Below are 16599 nucleotides of genomic sequence, written 5' to 3' on the forward strand. Positions count from 1 at the left end.
TTGATAATACATCTTCTTATTTACTCTACACTATTTATGCTCATCAAGGGTAAAACGCACTTCAATTTTAAAAATTCCATCTTCAGGTGCATAAGCCTTAATTGTTTCTTTATGTTTTTCCGCAATTACTTGTGCCATCGACAGACCTATTCCATACCCTTTAATATTACTATTTCTCGATTCATCCAAGCGATAAAAACGATCAAATACTTTTCTTAGATCCCCTTTTTTAACGTTTGCCACATTTGATACTTTTAACGTTGCGTGACGACGATTTTTCTTCAAGGATACATTTATCTGCGTATCCTTAGGAGCGTATTTTATAGAATTTTCCAGTAATATATCCATTAACTGAACTATTGCCTGTTGTTCTCCGCTATAATGTACATTATTATCTATATCAGTAAGAAAATGTTTTTTTTGAAAATTTGCAAGTTCTTCAAAATCTTCTATTCTTGTTTTTAGACATTCTGAAAGATTAAACTTAACTTTCTCCACATTATCTTTTTCTTCCATTCTACTAAAGACAACCAAACTGTTAACTAAGCTGGTCAATCTATCGACTTGATTTTGAATGTTTTTTGTCCATTTAGAATCTCCATTTTCGAGTTCAAGAACATCTGTATTAGAACGTATTATAGCAAGTGGAGTTTTAAGTTCATGACTGGCATCTGTAATAAACTGCTTTTGTTTTTGATAACCTTGCTGAATTGGCAAAATAACTTTTTTAGACATTAAAACTATTAAAACAAATACGGATAATATAACTATTGTTGATATAATAACAGTATTTCTTACAAATGAATGATATGAATCTAATTCACGTTGAATATTAAGAAATAAAATTAAATCTCCAACGCTTGTTTTTATTTTAAGAAACCTATAACTACCCACGTACCCATTATTATACGGTCTTTCTATCGCTGCATTAGTTAATTTTTGTACAGATTCATGATTTTCTAAAAGCGAATCATCTCTATAAGAGCGAATTACCTTACCCTCCGAATTAACTTTAACCACGGAAAAACCATTATAAGTAGTTGCACTGGAAGCATTTTTGGTAATAACCAAATCATCACCGTCTTCACTAAACACCGCTGTTAAAGTTGAAGAATTTGCCGCTTCATACAATGTTGCATCAACACGTTGTCCTATTTTATAATAATTGATAAAATTTAATGTTCCTGCCATAAGAACTATAACTACCGTTACACTCAAAACGGCAGTGGTTATAAATTTTCTTCTAAGACTCTTGAACATCTATTATCTCCAATGTATAACCAACATTTCTTGTTGCTTTGATTTGAATATTTGCATCTAAGGCTTTAAGTTTTTTTCTAAGATATGAAATATTCACCCAAACAACATTTATCTCAGAATCACTGTCATAACCCCATATTCTCTCTAAAAATTGCTCTGTCTGAATAACATTCCCCGGGTTACGCATTAACATTTCCATCATTTGATATTCCTTATTCGATAATCTTACCTTATCTTTTTCAGTAGATAATTCAAAAGTATACTTACTCAGACTTACATTTCCGAGTTCAAGAACATTACTTGTAAATGTAGCTTGTCGTCTTGTCATCGAACGTACACGTGCTAATAGTTCTTTTATAACAAACGGTTTTGTCAAATAATCATCCGCTCCGCTATCAAGACCGTATACTTTGTCTTCAACCTCTGATTTTGCTGTTAATAGTAAAACAGGAGTATTTTTCTTACTTTCTCTTAACTTCTGAACGACGGTTACTCCATCCATTTTAGGCATCATCACATCTAAAATAGCTCCGTCATAATCATCCAGTAATAAATAATCCAACGCATCTTGCCCATTATCAACAGTATCAACTGAATAATTATTATGTTTTAACATCGCCTCTAAGGCATCTGATAAATCTCTTTCATCTTCAGCAAGTAATAATCTCATTTCTTACACACCTCACTATAATTATATTGCAACCTAATTATACAAATATTAATTAAAATCTAGTTAAATATAAATCATAAACTATAAACATATTTATAAGATTAAATAACATACCTTTAAAACACTAAAACAGGCTATTACTCTTGCAACAGCCTGCTTCTAAATTTATTTATATAATCTTATAATTTAACTATTTCTCTATATCTAAATGTTGGATTTGGTCTGCCCGGAATTAATGCGTTTAGTTTTTCTTGTTTGTAACCTACTTTAGCAAACACACGGTCAACCTCTTCTTTAATTATTTCCACCAGTTTATCCGGATGTACTTCTACACGTGCATTAACTGTTAAGAATATCTTATCACTCTTGCTATCCAGTATTCTTAAACTACCAGTTTCTTTTTCACCAACAATATTACCGACAATACCTTCATTAGCACCTTGTAATAAAAATTTCACATGCCCTACATTTAAGTTAAGTGAGTCGAAACGCTCTCCTAAATTAGCTAAAAAGTTCTTAGCCAATTCCCCGAAGTTTTCTTCTTTTTCGATACTGTATGTACCGTTTAACCAACCGAATAACGCTTCTCCGTCGGCATATGTATCATAATCAACTTCTACAATTCTACGTCCAACTTCTTTTTTACTATTGATAATATAATCAAACCACTCATCTAAACCTTCACCTGTTTTAACGCTGGCTGTTAAAACATTTTCGTTATTAAATTCTTTTTTAGTTTTTTCAACTAAATCATTTAATTCATCATCTGATAATAATTCTATTTTGTTGATTAAAATTACATCAGCTTCTTCAAATTGTTTATAAATAATGTAATCACCTGAATTGGAATGATCTTTTAATACCGCTTTTAAACGTACTGGATCAGCTAGTGCTGTTAATTGTTTTAGATTTACACTATTACTATATTTTTCTTTCAGAGGTTGCATAATTGTTGCTGAAAGGTCAGTACAGCTACCAACAGGTTCTGCTAAAATAATATCGCTGTTGTTCGCTTCTTGTAAATGAGCGATTGCATCTGCAAAACCGCCGAAGTTACAACAAAAACAACTTCCACTTACTTCTTCAACAATATCATTATTAGTTTCTAAAAACGAAGTATCAACCAGCTCACTTGCTTGGTCGTTAGTAATTAAACCGACTTTTTTCCCTTTTTTATTTAAACGTTTTGCTATTTCCCATAGAAGACTGGTTTTCCCTGCTCCTAAAAAGCCACCTACTAAAATTAAATCTGTTTTATTAGTCATACTAGGATTCTCCTTTGATTATTAAAGTTTTTATTTGTTTAACTCTTTTTGTTTTTTTAATGCCGGTTCTAATACCTTAGTAAAGAAGAAGCCAGCCAATATACCTGCAACAATCGGCGCAAGAATGTATACCCAGAAAAATCCACCGCTTGCATCAGGAAATGCCGCACTACCCCAACGGAACATCCACGCTACCAGACGTGGTGCAAAATCACGTGTCGGATTCATACCTGCTTGAGTAATCGATGCTAATAATGCTAATAATGCACCAACTGTTAACCCTATTAGAATTGGTGCCGTATTATCATTCGGTCTTCCTACGTTTGCTCCTTCTGTAAATAAGAAAATCATAAGAACCAATAAGAATGTTCCCAACGCTTCGACAAAAATTGCCAATGGCATTGAAATCGAATAACCGCCCGGTTGATTATAATACTCACCGAACATTTTAGCAGTTGTTACCGATTCAAATGTCCCGCGCACAATATTTTTCTTAGCTTCGTATTGAGAAATTGATGAACCATATACTCCATATACCGTTAGCGCTCCTAAAAATGCACCAACGAACTGTCCTAAAATGTAAGTTGGCAATCTCTTAGCACTCATACGCCCCGTTAAAACCATGGCAACCGATACAGCCGGATTAAAGTGTGCATTACTTAAGTTTCTTGTCATATATATACCAAAAGTTACAGCTAATGCCCATAGCGTTCCTATTTGAAATAGACTTTGATGTGCATCATATAATACAGCCGCTGCTACAGCTCCCGTTCCAAATAAAACTAAAATAAAAGAACCAATAGCTTCCCCAAGGAAGTCATTTTTTAATGAATATTTCTCCATGAATATCCCCTTTCAAAATTTTATAGCTATATTGCAACAAAAAAAGTAAGATATTTGCAACCTTTAATTTTATTGGAAAATTACTATGTAATTTTTTAGATAATTATATTTATATAAAAAATATACCTCGAAATATAATTCTAATTTTATAATTTACTAAAAAGTACGTGTTTTATAGAAAACCTTTGAAATATAAGAAAAAAATATTCTTATATTTATTTTTTGGGAAATTAAGAAAAGAGATAATGAATCTCTCTAAGTTTCTTATCTCTCCTTATTTTAATTATAAAAATAATTTTGATTTTCCTCGTTCTCTACTTAACCTTTCAGATTTTGCTATAAGACTTACCGCAATAACACCTATCACCAATACTATTACCAAGTAAGTTAATAATATTTTCATATCACGCTCAACAGCAGGTATATAGACTCCACCTACCGCTTCACGCAATAAACCTATTGAATATGTAAATGGAACTTTCGGATATAAAGTTTGGAAAAATTTCGCAGTCATTTGAATAGGAAAAGTTCCTCCTGAACTCCCAAGCTGTAGTACCAACAATATAATACACAGCGCTTTACCAATATTTCCAAAAATATAAACTAATGTATATATGATTGATGAGAATAATAAAGCAATTAATAAACCATACACTACAAAACGATATGGTGATACCGCCTGTGTTCCTAGGACATACATATCCCCAAGCGTTACTATCATACTTTGAAATAGTGCTATTATCATAAACAACAACCAACGCCCAAAATATTTTTCATAAGGCTTGTATTTCTTATCTTTATCTTCAACTTTCGTTGTTAATAACGAAGATATTAATAGTGAACCTACCCAAATTGAAAGTACCGTATAAAACGGCGTCATAGCTGAACCATAATTCGAAATATGATATAATTTATTTTCCTGTAAATTTACGGGATTGGCAAAAAATTCCGCCTGTTTCTTATAATCTACTTTTAAAAGATTAAAGAGTGAATTTGTATCAACTTTACCTTCCGCTTCTTTTATCTCTTCTGACAATTTTTTAATTTTTTCTTTTATTGTCGGCATTTCGGAACTTAATGTCAGCAACTTATTATGAGCCATATTAACTTTCATTTCCGCTTCACTTAATTTATTAGAAATTATCGGAAGTTCTCCTTGTGCTTCATAAATAATATTTGAAAATTTTTCCGCATTTACTTTTGCTTTTGATAATACGTTTTCTATCAACGGTGCTACTTCACCATTTAATCCTTGATTAAAATTATATGCTGTTTCATTAATACTCTGTGTTCCCTCTACAAAACGTTCCTTAGCCTCTGTAGTTATTTCGTCATACTTATCAATATTATTGTAAAAATTTTTATTTAATTCACTTATTTTTTCAATATCAGCAATTAAATTATTTACTCTATTCAACTGATTGTTAAATAAATTTTCACCGGACAGTTTGTTAAAATAAGAAAAAATATTCTTCACAAGCTCTAAACGTTGAATACCGGTAGAAAATCTACTATCTAAAGTTTTCATTTTAGCTTTTAATTCATCCTTTTTAGTTGGTTTATTTTGAAATTCAAGTGCTATTTCATGTGCATCTTTAGAAATATTTTCAACTTCTGATAAATGTTCACTTATCTTCGGTAATAATTTCGCATTAAAACCTTCTATATTACTAATAGCTATCTCCGCTTTATCAGCCAACATAATGCTATTGGTAGCCACCTTATCTACTTCCGGTAAAGTTGTATGTATGGCACTTATAATATTTTGCCCACGTTCTACCTTGTTAATTAATTCATTTAAAGCACTTTCATAATTTGAAAAATTATCATTTAATTTTAGTATTTCTTCTTTTGTTTTCTCAATAGATGGTAAATTTTCTTCAAATTTTATACCGGCTTCATGAAGTTTCTCAAAGATAATTCCATTTGCCGTTTCAACAAAAGATTTACTAATGTTATTCGCTATTGCAGAAGCCCCGCTATTTGTTATTTTAGGACTAATAGCATTTATTTTTTCATTTACCGTATATTCTATTGTTGCTTTTTCCGGTGTACCTCGTGTAATTGATGTAAGATCTTTGGTAAAATTTTCCGGTATCACTATACTGGCATAATAATCACCTATCTTAACACCATCTTCCGCCTGTGCTTTTGTTTCTACAAATTGCCAATCAAGATTCTTATTATTTTTTAATCCCTCTATGAGATTTTTCCCAAGATTTATCTTATTATTTTCAACTGTTGCTCCTTTATCTTCACTCACAACAGCAACCTTTATCTGATTAGTATGTCCGTATGGATCCCATGATGATAATATATTAGGCCATGCGTACATCGAAGGCAATACCATAAGACCTATTATAATTAACCATGTTCTTGTCTTTCTGAATATTTCTTTAATATCATTTCTAAATATCTGAAATATGTTTTTCAAATAAAAAACTCCTCTCTTTTCTACTAATAATATATAAAATTTTAAAGGGAGCAACTAAAAAATTATGATTTTTAAAAAAATCATTTTTTAAAGTCACCCCCGCAAGCTTTACTAAATGCTCTGAAAACTTTTTGTAGTAAATTTAAGCACCTGTAAACTACTGCGTCATAATATAATGTAGACACTTTTATAAAAAAATAAAACTTTTAAGTAAATCGATTTTTAGTCCAAATATAAAACAATATTTTCCGCTGTTGATTTACGTAAATCTATTATTCTTTGATTACTACTCCCACGAAATCTAAGACCTAAATCTTTTAATGCTATTATAAAAGGTCCATCAACAAGAACGTCACAAAGTGCCAATAACTCCTTTTTATCATCGCTGGATTTTAACAGTTGCTCATATGTATAACCGCTATACACCCAAATATCTTTAGTATTACCAAATTCCATTCTTACTCTTTTTGCTAATGATAAAGCAACCTTAGTATTTAAAAACGGCTCTCCTCCTAAAATTGTTAATCCCTGAACATAGGGATGTCTTAAATCGGAAATTATTCTATCTTCCAACTCCATAGTGTAATCTTTTCCGGCATTAAAATTTTGAATACTTTCGTTAAAGCATTCTTTACAACCAAACAAGCAACCGCTAAGATATATTGAACACCTTACACCTTCACCGTCTACAAATTGAAATGGTTTGTAATCCGCATATTTATTTTTAGAGTATTTTGAAGCCAGCCAAAAATCTTTCGCTTCTCGGAATGTCTTCATTTCACAAGAGTTTATATTAGCCTTTTTTCTTTTACTATAGCCCGATGTATCAATAGTTTGAATAATTGTTTTAAATTTTTCTTCTCTTGACATTCTCTCACCCCTATTTTAAATATAATAGCACTTTTTTAGATGAAATACAATTTTAAATCGTTATTTTTTTAAGAGAAAAAAATTATTTCTTTATATTTCTACTTGACAATATATATATATATATATAATGTATTATAGTCTTTAAGGAAAGGAGGATATTATCATGAAAAAATTATTAACAGTTCTAACAGCAGCTGGTTTAGTAGTAACAGCGGTTGCTCCGGTAGCACTAGCTCAAGGAGAAAATCCTAAATCTTCTAATCAGTTAACTCAAAAAAAATACGTTTCTTGGCGTGATGCAGCTGATGAAGCAGAAAAACAAATTGCCGCACATAAAGCGGAAATAAATGAAGAAGCTGAAGCTTTAGCAGCAACTCTACCTGCTAAAAAAGCATTAGATAATGCAAATGCTGAACTTTCTAAATTTATCAATTCAGGTTACTCTGGACATGACTTTTCTGACAAAAAAGCTAAATTAAAAAAAGCAGTTTCTGAAAAAGAAGCCGAGTTTGCTAAAGCTAAAGCTGAGGTATTAACAAATGTAACTAACAAATACCGCAAACAATTTGAGGAAAGATTTATTGCAGCTGCAAAAGCTCAAGGTAATTATTATGATGAAACAGGGGAAGAAGCTAACCGTACTAACGCACAACGCATCGAAGCTGATATCGTTGCTCAAGGCGGAAAAGTTACTAAAGATAAAAATGGTAACAAAGTTGTCATTGATAAAAACGGCAACAAAATCCAATTAGATAAAAACAGTAATGTAGTTGTAGGTAAAGACGGAAAACCTGTTTTAGCTAAATTTTTACCTAAAACAAGTGCAGCAAAATAATACTTGCATTGTATATCAGTAAAGTCTGATAACAATACTTATATATGTTTTGTAAAAACAAGAGAGTTAGAAATTCTGGCTCTCTTTTTGTATTAAATTTTTATATTTGGAATATCTTTTATGAAGAAAAGTCTAAAAAAATATATGTATCAAAAATGTGAATTCTTTATTTTACAACTTATCAAAAAGAAAAAATTATTTTATAATAGATAATAAAAACTTTATTAGGAGAAAATTTTATGAAAGTATTAATTACAGGATTTGAACCGTTTGATAACGAAAATATAAATCCGTCCGAACTTGCGGTTCAATCTCTACCCAATTCTATTAATAATATAACAATTAAAAAAATCATACTCCCTACGGCGTTTAAACGTAGTAGTTTATTATTAAAAAAGGAAATCGAAAATTTTAAACCACATATTGTTATTTGTGTTGGTCAAGCCGGTGGTAGAAAAAATATTTCACTAGAACGCATCGCCATTAATATTGATGATGCCCGTATATCGGATAACGATGGCTACGCACCCATTGATACACCCATTCGTAATGACGGAAAAAACGCTTATTTCTCCACTCTCCCGATAAAAGTAATTGTGGAAAATTTAAAAAAAGAGAATATCCCTGCTGATATTTCCAATACGGCAGGAACATTTGTTTGCAATCATATTATGTACGATGCTTTGTATTTTTCCGAAAAGGAAAATATCCCTTTTTCCGCCGGTTTTGTTCACATTCCTTATATAAAAGAACAAATAGCGGATAAACCTGATATGCCATTTATGGAACTGAATACCATTGTAAAATCACTGGTGTCAATAATAAAAACAGCTGTAAAATACTATAAAAAAGATGATATTTCTGTAACCGGCGGTAGGGAAAGTTAATAATACCCAAAAAACTCGCTTAAAATCTCAATTTTTAATAAAAATACGTATTTAATTTCGGTTAGTAATTTTTCAATGTCCAAATTTACTTTACAAAACTATTCTGAATACCCGGTAAATTTTACGATAGGAGGTATTAACAAAATTTGATTTCTTAAAATCATATTTTTGGCATTATTTCCTTTTTTATCTTTTTGATTTATTATGTTTCTATTGACAAATGATATATCAGGTATATAATATATAGAGTATATTATTTTAAGGAGAATTATTATGCTACTTAAAGACACGCTAAGTCATCAGTTTATAGGTGCATTGGAAATTATTCGAAACTATCCTAAAGATCTCCTAACTGAGATTGGTATTACTTACGGTAACTTTATCACCCTTATTTTTATTGCTGAAAATGAAGGGTCAACTCAAGCACAACTTGCCCAAATTAATAAAAAAGATAGAAATGTAATAGGACGCCACATTGATGTTCTTGAACAAAAAAACTATGTTGAACGTAAACGAGGAATTGTAGATCGCAGATCTTATACATTATTCTTAACAGATAAAGGTAAGGAATTTATTCTTAATAATGAAAATATTATCATCAAAAGTGAACAACATGCACTAAAAAATTTAACAAATGATGAAATTTCTACATTGTATAAACTAATGAATAAAATAACATCAGATGCGTAAAACATTACTACCACAATTAGAATTTTAAAAGGAGATTTTTATGCCACAATCTATGACACAAAACCCGCTCGGAATAAAGCCGGTAAAAAAACTACTCATATCTTTTGCATGGCCTGCAATTACAGCTAACATAATTAACGCACTTTACAGCATTATTGATCAAATTTTTATAGGACAAGGGGTCGGCTATCTAGGTAACGCAGCTACAAATGTCGCCTTCCCTATTACTACTATTTGCCTTGCTGTAGGTCTTATGATTGGAATTGGTGCTGCCGCTAACTTCAATTTGGAACTTGGACGCGGAAATCCCGACAAGGCAAAATCAGTTGTCGGGACATCTGTAATGTCATTATTTATTATCGGGATAATACTTACTATTTTAGTTCATATCTTTTTAGAACCGTTAATGTACGCATTTGGTTCAACAGATGAAATACTTAGTTATGCCAAAACATTTGCCGGTATTTCATCACTTGGGATACCGTTTCTACTTATTTCTATAAGTACAAACCCTATTGTTCGTTCGGATAACAGTCCAAAATATTCAATGATTGCTATTGTTTTCGGCGCTATCCTTAATACCATTTTAAACCCAATATTTATTTTCGGTTTCAAGTGGGGGATTGCCGGTTCTGCTTGGGCAACAGTAATTAGTCAATTTTTATCAGCTATGATTTTAATATTTTACTTTCCTAGATTTAAGAGCGTTAAATTTGAGAAAAAGGATTTCATTCCTCAAATATCATTGCTAAAAATTTCTATTTCACTTGGAATGACTTCTTTTGTCTTCCAAGGATCTAATATGATTATTCAAATAGTAACAAATAATTTACTAAATATTTATGGTAAAGAATCTGTTTATGGAAATGATATACCTATCGCTGTTGCCGGTATTGTCGCTAAAATTAACATTATTTTTATCGCTATCGTTATCGGTCTTGTTCAAGGTGCTCAACCTATTTTTGGGTTTAACTATGGTGCTAAAAAATATGACAGAGTTAGGGAAACAATGAATTATATGATGAAATATGCAATAATTATTTCTGTAGTGTTCTTTGCAATATTTGAAATATTTCCTAAACAAATTGTTGCCGCTTTTGGTAACGGTAACGAACTGTACTTTGAATTTGCCGTTAAGTATATGAGATTTTTCTTACTATTTACTTTTATTAACGGTATTCAAATTTCCAGTTCAACATTTTTTGCCGCTATCGGAAAACCAAAAATCGGGGTGACTATAGCATTAACTAAACAAATAATTATTCTTCTACCAATGTTATTTATACTGTCTCATACATTCGGCATTGAAGGAATTATCTATGCAACACCGATAACTGATATTTGTGCATTTAGTGTGTCGGTATTCTTCTTGATAAGAGAATTTAGATTGATGCCAAAAAATAATATAGTAGAAGTATAAAATAACCTAATAAGAGCAGCCCTTAAATTGATTTTTAAAAATGATTTTTAGAGTTGCTCTTATTGAATTTATTAAATATTCGCTTAACTTAGAAAGTAAAAGTAACTATTAATAAAATATAACTCCTAGTATTAACAAAAAATTGACCACATGAAATAAACTATGTAAATTCCTTAAATTTTTTATAACAATCTATATGGTTATATAGGTTTTTCTTTTCATTATCAACTTAATACCTCCCTTTCTATAATAGTAAAACATTTATTGCTTTCTCTTAATTCTGAATTTAGTTTTTTTGACGATTTAGTTAATATATTTATAATTTTAAAAAATCTAAATTTCATCATATCATTTACCTTTAAAATCCTTGAAGTAGAAAAGTTCTCATATAACAACATCGTACTTTCATCTTTATTTTCTTGTAAACAATTAGTTATTGCTTCTATTTTTTTCCAATAAACAAATATATAATTATTAAAAATGGAAGCATTAATATACTGATAAGGAATAACTTCACGTTAGTTAAAATAGTATAACCAAATATGAAACAAACAGTAATATATTTAAAAACAAACTCCAAAATAAATTATATACTCCAGTTGCTAAAATATGTGTATCATTTATCAATACAGTTTGTATATGTCCTATTGTCATATTATCAAATTGAATTTTTGAATAAAACATAATAACATATAATCTATTTTTCATTTCTAATATTGCATTCTGTATAAATCGCTATTATCTAAGTCAAGAAAAAAACAACCTATCGATTTTCATCAATAGATTGTTTTTATTATTTATTATCTTGTCGCTACATATTTTAATTCATCTTTATGTTCTGCCAAGAAATCATTCATTTCTTCATCCGGAATTAAACGTAAGTAAAGATTAGAACGAATTGTTTCATCTTCTTCACGGCACGTTGATAATACAAGATACTTATCATTACCTTTTAATACCACATTATCATTTTTAGTCTTAGCATCTTTTTTAACATCTGTTAATTGCTTTAAAAAATCATTATCATTTTCAAAGTCTAAACGATAAAATGACGTTGTTTCCGGTACAATAGTTAAAAATGCCGCTTCGTAGTAATACTTACGTTCCGGTGTTTCTACAACCACATATTTATGTTTATTCATATAATCTTGCTTGTCGTAAAAATTAACATCATTAAACATTCTATGATCCCCTACTTTACTACCACGAGCATGTCCGAATAACCACGTCAGCCTATCACTAAAGTCCTTTTTATTGTCCATATCCATAAACACAGTTCCTAAATATGGTACATTTCCACCTTCAAATGTTTTATTCAAATATGTTTCATTATCATTTGTTTGCACAACAGGTTCATCTAACTCAGTTCCCGGTGCATATATATATGCTACTGTTTCATTATTTACTTTTGATAATTCTGAAAAACGCTTATTTAAATAATCTTTTTCCTCTTGACTTACTTTATACCCTGCAGTTGTAGTTGTTGTATTTGATGAAGGAGAATTTGAGTTGCTTTTTTTATTATACTCGGTCACCACTACAGCTGTGACTACTAAAGTAAATACTAACAATAAGATAGCAAATAACTTCTTAATGTTAAATACTTTTTTCATTATTTAAATCCTTTCTTTTATAAAAAATTTTACTATATATACGTTTTGTTACACATATTATAAACTATTTTTTATTATTTTTCTATTATTTTAGCGAACTACCACCGCTGTACCGGTAGCAGTAACTAATAACATAGTCCCGCCTTGACCAAGTGTGTCAAAGTCTACTCTTATACCAATCACAGCATTTGCTCCCATATTAGCGGCACGTTCTTGTAATTCTATCAATGCCTCTTTTCGTGCTTGAATAATTTCTTCTTCATAACCTTGACTACGTCCGCCAAAAAAGTTACGTAAGCCTGCTCCCATGTCCCGTAAAAAATTAATCCCTGCAACTACTTCCCCAGTAGCGAAACCTCTATATTCTACTATCTCCATTCCCGGAACATTAGGTGTTGTTGTTATAATCATGATTATAATCCTCCTTATTTATAGTTTAAAAATTATACATAATATTTTAATAATTGCGAATTTCATTATCATCACATTTCTTGAAATTCATGTTCTTGTTATATACTTTATTTTGCTCATTAGATTTATCAAATTGATAAAATAATGTATATATTTATATACAAAATATTATTTGTTGCTGATTCTATAGTGGTGTGGCAACCTTAAGAACTAACTGCTACGCAGTGGATTTCTTAAGGTTCACCTGAGCTTATAATCTCAGGTGAAGCCAGTATTCCACCACTAAGAACAGCAACAAGTCTAATGGCAATGTTAGAATATTTGTAAAATAATATATACTTTTTAATCTACTAAAATATCAACTACTTCTTCTAGTGTCGCACCTAAAAAGTAAGAATTAATATCTACTTGTTCCAGTGCTTTTTTTACAGCTTCCTTGTTATATTTTATTCCTATCAATTTTTCAGCAATGTCTTCTACATCCATCACACCGAAAAAATCTCCAAAAAACTTAATACTGGTGATGATACCATGTTCAACCATTATATTAGCTTCTATTTTTCCTGTTTTTAATCTTCTGTTACGTTTAATATTAAAATCCGGATTTTTTCCATATACCCAATCCCAAGAATTATTTTTTTCATCTTGAATTTTTGCTATTGCTTTCTCATCTTCTTCAGTCGGTATAAAATCTACCATATCATATTTTTCATTCATATAATTCTTAAGCGCTTTTTCAAAATCCTGAACTGCCATTTCTTGATTTGGTAAATGTTCTTTAATATTTGTTACTCTTGAACGAACAGATTTAATACCTTTTGATTCAATTTTATCTTTTGATACTTTAAGGGCATTTGCTAAAACGGTCGTATCCACATCAAATAATAGACATCCATGGTGCATAATTCTTCCGGAACGTATATATTGTGCATTTCCACAAAACTTTCGTCCATCTATTTCAAGATCGTTACGTCCGGTAAATTCTGCTTTTACTCCCATTGAAGCCAGAGCATCTATAACCGGTTGTGAAAATGACTTAAAGTCAAATTCTTCACCACTTCTTCCGTTAGAAATAATAGTGTAGTTTAAATTGTTCAAATCATGATACACTGCACCTCCACCGCTTACACGGCGAACTATTTTTATTCCATGTTCATCACAATATTTTTGATTAATTTCTTCCGTCGTATTTTGGTTTTTCCCAACAACGATACAAGGTTCATTTATCCATAACATGAATACATCATCTTCTTTCGCAAGTTCATTAAAAGCATAAAATTCCAACGCTGTATTGTAACGTGGATCGTTACTTTTTGACTCAATATAAATCATATTTTTTCTCCTAACATAAATTATTTACTCGTTATACATTATACAACAAAAAGGAGTTTTTCAAAATAAAATTACACTTTTTTTCTTTATTTCAACCACTTAACTTTAATTATATGATATAATTTAAAGGATATTAGTTATAAATAATATTTTTTATGACATTATTTTAGAAATTTATAAATTAAATAAAAGGAGTTTGCTATTATGACAAAAATTATTTTAACCGGAGATAGACCAACCGGAAAGTTACATTTAGGTCACTTCGTTGGCTCTCTTCAAAATCGTGTAAAATTACAAGCTGAAAATGATACAAATGTTTTTATTATGATTGCAGATCAACAAGCCTTAACAGATAATGCCAATAACCCCACTAAGGTTATTGAGAACATTACAGAAGTCGCACTGGATTATTTAGCTGTTGGAATAGATCCGACAAAAACAACGATTTTTATCCAATCACAAATACCGCAACTTGCTGAACTGAATATGTACTACTTAAACTTGGTTACTATTTCCAGATTGCACCGCAATCCGACTGTTAAACAGGAAATTAGCGACAAAAAATTCGGTGAGAGTATTCCGGCAGGATTTTTCACCTACCCTGTAAGCCAAGCAGCCGATATTACAGCATTTAAAGCGACACATGTACCGGTCGGTGAAGATCAGAAACCGATGATTGAACAAACCCGTGAAATTGTCCGTGATTTTAATAGAACATATAACAAAGAAGTACTTGTTTTACCTGAAATAGTGCTACCTCCAAAAAATCACGCCCGTCTTGTTGGAATTGACGGACAAGGCAAAATGAGTAAATCACTAAATAACGGTATTTATTTAGGAGATAGTGAAAAAAATATTAAAGCAAAAATTATGAAGATGTATACTGATCCTAATCATATTCGCATTGAAGACCCCGGTCAAGTAGAAGGAAACGTTGTCTTTAAATATCTTGATATTTTTGATCCACGTAAAGATGAAATTGCTGAGTTAAAAGAACATTACAGCCGTGGAGGTCTCGGTGATGTTAAGTTGAAAAATAGGTTAAATGAAGTAATGCAAGAATTTTTACTACCTATTCGCTCACGTCGTGAAGAATTTGCTAAAGATAAGGCTGAATTATACAATATGTTAAAAGTCGGTAGTGAAAAAGCGGAACGTGTGGCAGCAACTACACTTGATGAAGTAAAAGATGCGATGGGAATTAACTATTTTAAAAAATAACGATAACTATTAAGAGTGGCTCATCCACTCTTAATTATTTTTAAAGGAGAATATATGGCAAAAAAAAGAAAAACTAATCTATTTACTATTATATCAATTATACTTGTTGTTTTAATTGCGATTTTTATCGCTAAACATACTTATAAGTCAAATCATTCCTCACAAAATACTGATTTTTCCGCTACCGGAGCTATTCCCCAAGAAGTTATGACTTCTCTTAATGCACCTGATGAGAGTGAGGCAACTAATAATAATAGCTATAAAATATTAAATAACAATACCCCCTACTTTAGCAAAGAAGATCTATCTATTAAATCATTCGAAAATTATTCTAACCTAGATAATCTGGGTAGAGTTGGACAAGCCAACGCTGTTATCGGTGTTGATCTTATGCCTACAAATAAACGAGAAGAAATTTCTCATATTCGTCCCAGTGGCTGGCAAACTAACAAAACCACACATGTTTATGATCGCTCCCACTTAATCGCTTTCCAACTATCCGGAGAAAATGCAAATGAAAAAAACCTTATGACAGGAACAAGATTTATGAATCATAATATGATTCCTTTTGAAAATCAGGTCGCTGAATATGTTAAAAAAACAAAAAAACATGTTCGCTATCGTGTTACACCGGTATTTAAAGATAATGATTTAGTAGCACAAGGTGTAATTATGGAAGCTATGTCCGTTGAAGATAATGGTGCCGATATTAGATATAACGTCTTTATTTATAATTTTCAAAAAGGAGTAAATATTGACTATAAAACCGGGAAATACACTTTATCAAAATAAATATTATTGTTATCCTTCTTTAAATTATGTATATAGTTACAAATGAATTGTAAACA

The 16599-nt window shown here is 30.6% G+C and carries 15 protein-coding genes; 6 read left to right on the plus strand and 9 right to left on the minus strand.

The features are described 5' to 3' along the window. Positions 1-30 precede the first annotated feature (30 nt). The 6 genes from AXE85_RS06775 to nrdG form a co-directional block, all read right to left on the minus strand. Positions 31-1260, minus strand: a complete 1230-nt coding sequence (locus tag AXE85_RS06775; RefSeq protein ID WP_062174162.1) for a sensor histidine kinase — start codon at positions 1258-1260, stop codon at positions 31-33. Continuing rightward, on the minus strand, positions 1244-1930 hold the full coding sequence (locus AXE85_RS06780) for a response regulator transcription factor (RefSeq protein WP_021752481.1): 687 nt from the start codon (positions 1928-1930) through the stop codon (positions 1244-1246). The genes AXE85_RS06775 and AXE85_RS06780 overlap by 17 nt, the downstream gene beginning before the upstream one ends. Before the next feature lie 179 nt (positions 1931-2109). Then, complete coding sequence (locus AXE85_RS06785) at positions 2110-3195, minus strand: GTP-binding protein (protein ID WP_062174164.1); 1086 nt, start codon at positions 3193-3195, stop codon at positions 2110-2112. A gap of 30 nt (positions 3196-3225) precedes the next feature. Beyond that, on the minus strand, positions 3226-4038 hold the full coding sequence (locus tag AXE85_RS06790) for an MIP/aquaporin family protein (RefSeq protein WP_062174166.1): 813 nt from the start codon (positions 4036-4038) through the stop codon (positions 3226-3228). Between the two features lie 283 nt (positions 4039-4321). Continuing rightward, the gene (locus AXE85_RS06795; RefSeq protein ID WP_062174168.1) at positions 4322-6472 is read right to left on the minus strand and encodes a YhgE/Pip domain-containing protein; all 2151 of its coding nucleotides are present in this window, start codon (positions 6470-6472) and stop codon (positions 4322-4324) included. A gap of 222 nt (positions 6473-6694) precedes the next feature. Beyond that, the gene (gene nrdG, locus AXE85_RS06800) at positions 6695-7249 is read right to left on the minus strand and encodes an anaerobic ribonucleoside-triphosphate reductase activating protein (RefSeq protein WP_231723820.1); all 555 of its coding nucleotides are present in this window, start codon (positions 7247-7249) and stop codon (positions 6695-6697) included. A gap of 256 nt (positions 7250-7505) precedes the next feature. Between nrdG and AXE85_RS06805 the strand changes: the two genes are divergently transcribed. The 4 genes from AXE85_RS06805 to AXE85_RS06820 all read left to right on the plus strand — a co-directional run bounded on the left by AXE85_RS06805 (position 7506) and on the right by AXE85_RS06820 (position 11174). Next, entirely contained in the window at positions 7506-8177 is a 672-nt protein-coding gene (locus AXE85_RS06805) for a hypothetical protein (protein WP_062174172.1), read from the plus strand. Between the two features lie 239 nt (positions 8178-8416). Beyond that, positions 8417-9064, plus strand: coding sequence for a pyroglutamyl-peptidase I (gene pcp / locus AXE85_RS06810; protein ID WP_062174173.1), 648 nt, complete (start codon positions 8417-8419; stop codon positions 9062-9064). A 273-nt stretch (positions 9065-9337) separates the two neighbouring features. Further along, positions 9338-9754 (plus strand): MarR family winged helix-turn-helix transcriptional regulator, encoded by a 417-nt coding sequence (locus AXE85_RS06815; protein ID WP_062174176.1) that lies wholly within the window; start codon positions 9338-9340, stop codon positions 9752-9754. 40 nt (positions 9755-9794) lie between these two features. Further along, positions 9795-11174, plus strand: coding sequence for an MATE family efflux transporter (locus AXE85_RS06820; RefSeq protein ID WP_062174179.1), 1380 nt, complete (start codon positions 9795-9797; stop codon positions 11172-11174). 800 nt (positions 11175-11974) lie between these two features. Here AXE85_RS06820 and srtB read toward each other — a convergent pair. The 3 genes from srtB to AXE85_RS06835 form a co-directional block, all read right to left on the minus strand. Further along, on the minus strand, positions 11975-12787 hold the full coding sequence (gene srtB, locus AXE85_RS06825) for a class B sortase, LPKTxAVK-specific (RefSeq protein WP_062174180.1): 813 nt from the start codon (positions 12785-12787) through the stop codon (positions 11975-11977). A gap of 90 nt (positions 12788-12877) precedes the next feature. Beyond that, entirely contained in the window at positions 12878-13198 is a 321-nt protein-coding gene (locus AXE85_RS06830) for a heavy metal-binding domain-containing protein (RefSeq protein WP_062174183.1), read from the minus strand. Positions 13199-13540: 342 nt separating this feature from the next. After that, positions 13541-14530, minus strand: coding sequence for a lipoate--protein ligase (locus AXE85_RS06835; RefSeq protein WP_062174185.1), 990 nt, complete (start codon positions 14528-14530; stop codon positions 13541-13543). 204 nt (positions 14531-14734) lie between these two features. Here AXE85_RS06835 and trpS point away from each other — a divergent pair, with 204 nt between their 5' ends. Next, the gene (gene trpS / locus AXE85_RS06840) at positions 14735-15751 is read left to right on the plus strand and encodes a tryptophan--tRNA ligase (protein ID WP_062174187.1); all 1017 of its coding nucleotides are present in this window, start codon (positions 14735-14737) and stop codon (positions 15749-15751) included. A gap of 54 nt (positions 15752-15805) precedes the next feature. Continuing rightward, positions 15806-16543, plus strand: coding sequence for a DNA/RNA non-specific endonuclease (locus AXE85_RS06845; protein WP_062174188.1), 738 nt, complete (start codon positions 15806-15808; stop codon positions 16541-16543). The last annotated feature ends 56 nt before the right edge of the window (positions 16544-16599 follow it).

It is taken from the genome of Gemella sp. oral taxon 928 (genome assembly GCF_001553915.1).
GTDB classification, from domain to species: domain Bacteria; phylum Bacillota; class Bacilli; order Staphylococcales; family Gemellaceae; genus Gemella; species Gemella massiliensis.

What these genes read in the sequence shown, in the direction of transcription:
- AXE85_RS06820 (WP_062174179.1), top strand. Translation starts at nt 9,795, where the DNA reads ATGCCACAATCTATGACACAAAACCCGCTCGGAATAAAGCCGGTAAAA.
- AXE85_RS06790 (WP_062174166.1), bottom strand. Translation starts at nt 4,038, where the DNA reads ATGGAGAAATATTCATTAAAAAATGACTTCCTTGGGGAAGCTATTGGT.
- trpS (WP_062174187.1), top strand. Translation starts at nt 14,735, where the DNA reads ATGACAAAAATTATTTTAACCGGAGATAGACCAACCGGAAAGTTACAT.
- AXE85_RS06780 (WP_021752481.1), bottom strand. Translation starts at nt 1,930, where the DNA reads ATGAGATTATTACTTGCTGAAGATGAAAGAGATTTATCAGATGCCTTA.
- AXE85_RS06830 (WP_062174183.1), bottom strand. Translation starts at nt 13,198, where the DNA reads ATGATTATAACAACAACACCTAATGTTCCGGGAATGGAGATAGTAGAA.
- AXE85_RS06805 (WP_062174172.1), top strand. Translation starts at nt 7,506, where the DNA reads ATGAAAAAATTATTAACAGTTCTAACAGCAGCTGGTTTAGTAGTAACA.
- nrdG (WP_231723820.1), bottom strand. Translation starts at nt 7,249, where the DNA reads ATGAAGACATTCCGAGAAGCGAAAGATTTTTGGCTGGCTTCAAAATAC.
- AXE85_RS06845 (WP_062174188.1), top strand. Translation starts at nt 15,806, where the DNA reads ATGGCAAAAAAAAGAAAAACTAATCTATTTACTATTATATCAATTATA.
- AXE85_RS06835 (WP_062174185.1), bottom strand. Translation starts at nt 14,530, where the DNA reads ATGATTTATATTGAGTCAAAAAGTAACGATCCACGTTACAATACAGCG.
- AXE85_RS06785 (WP_062174164.1), bottom strand. Translation starts at nt 3,195, where the DNA reads ATGACTAATAAAACAGATTTAATTTTAGTAGGTGGCTTTTTAGGAGCA.
- srtB (WP_062174180.1), bottom strand. Translation starts at nt 12,787, where the DNA reads ATGAAAAAAGTATTTAACATTAAGAAGTTATTTGCTATCTTATTGTTA.
- pcp (WP_062174173.1), top strand. Translation starts at nt 8,417, where the DNA reads ATGAAAGTATTAATTACAGGATTTGAACCGTTTGATAACGAAAATATA.
- AXE85_RS06815 (WP_062174176.1), top strand. Translation starts at nt 9,338, where the DNA reads ATGCTACTTAAAGACACGCTAAGTCATCAGTTTATAGGTGCATTGGAA.
- AXE85_RS06775 (WP_062174162.1), bottom strand. Translation starts at nt 1,260, where the DNA reads ATGTTCAAGAGTCTTAGAAGAAAATTTATAACCACTGCCGTTTTGAGT.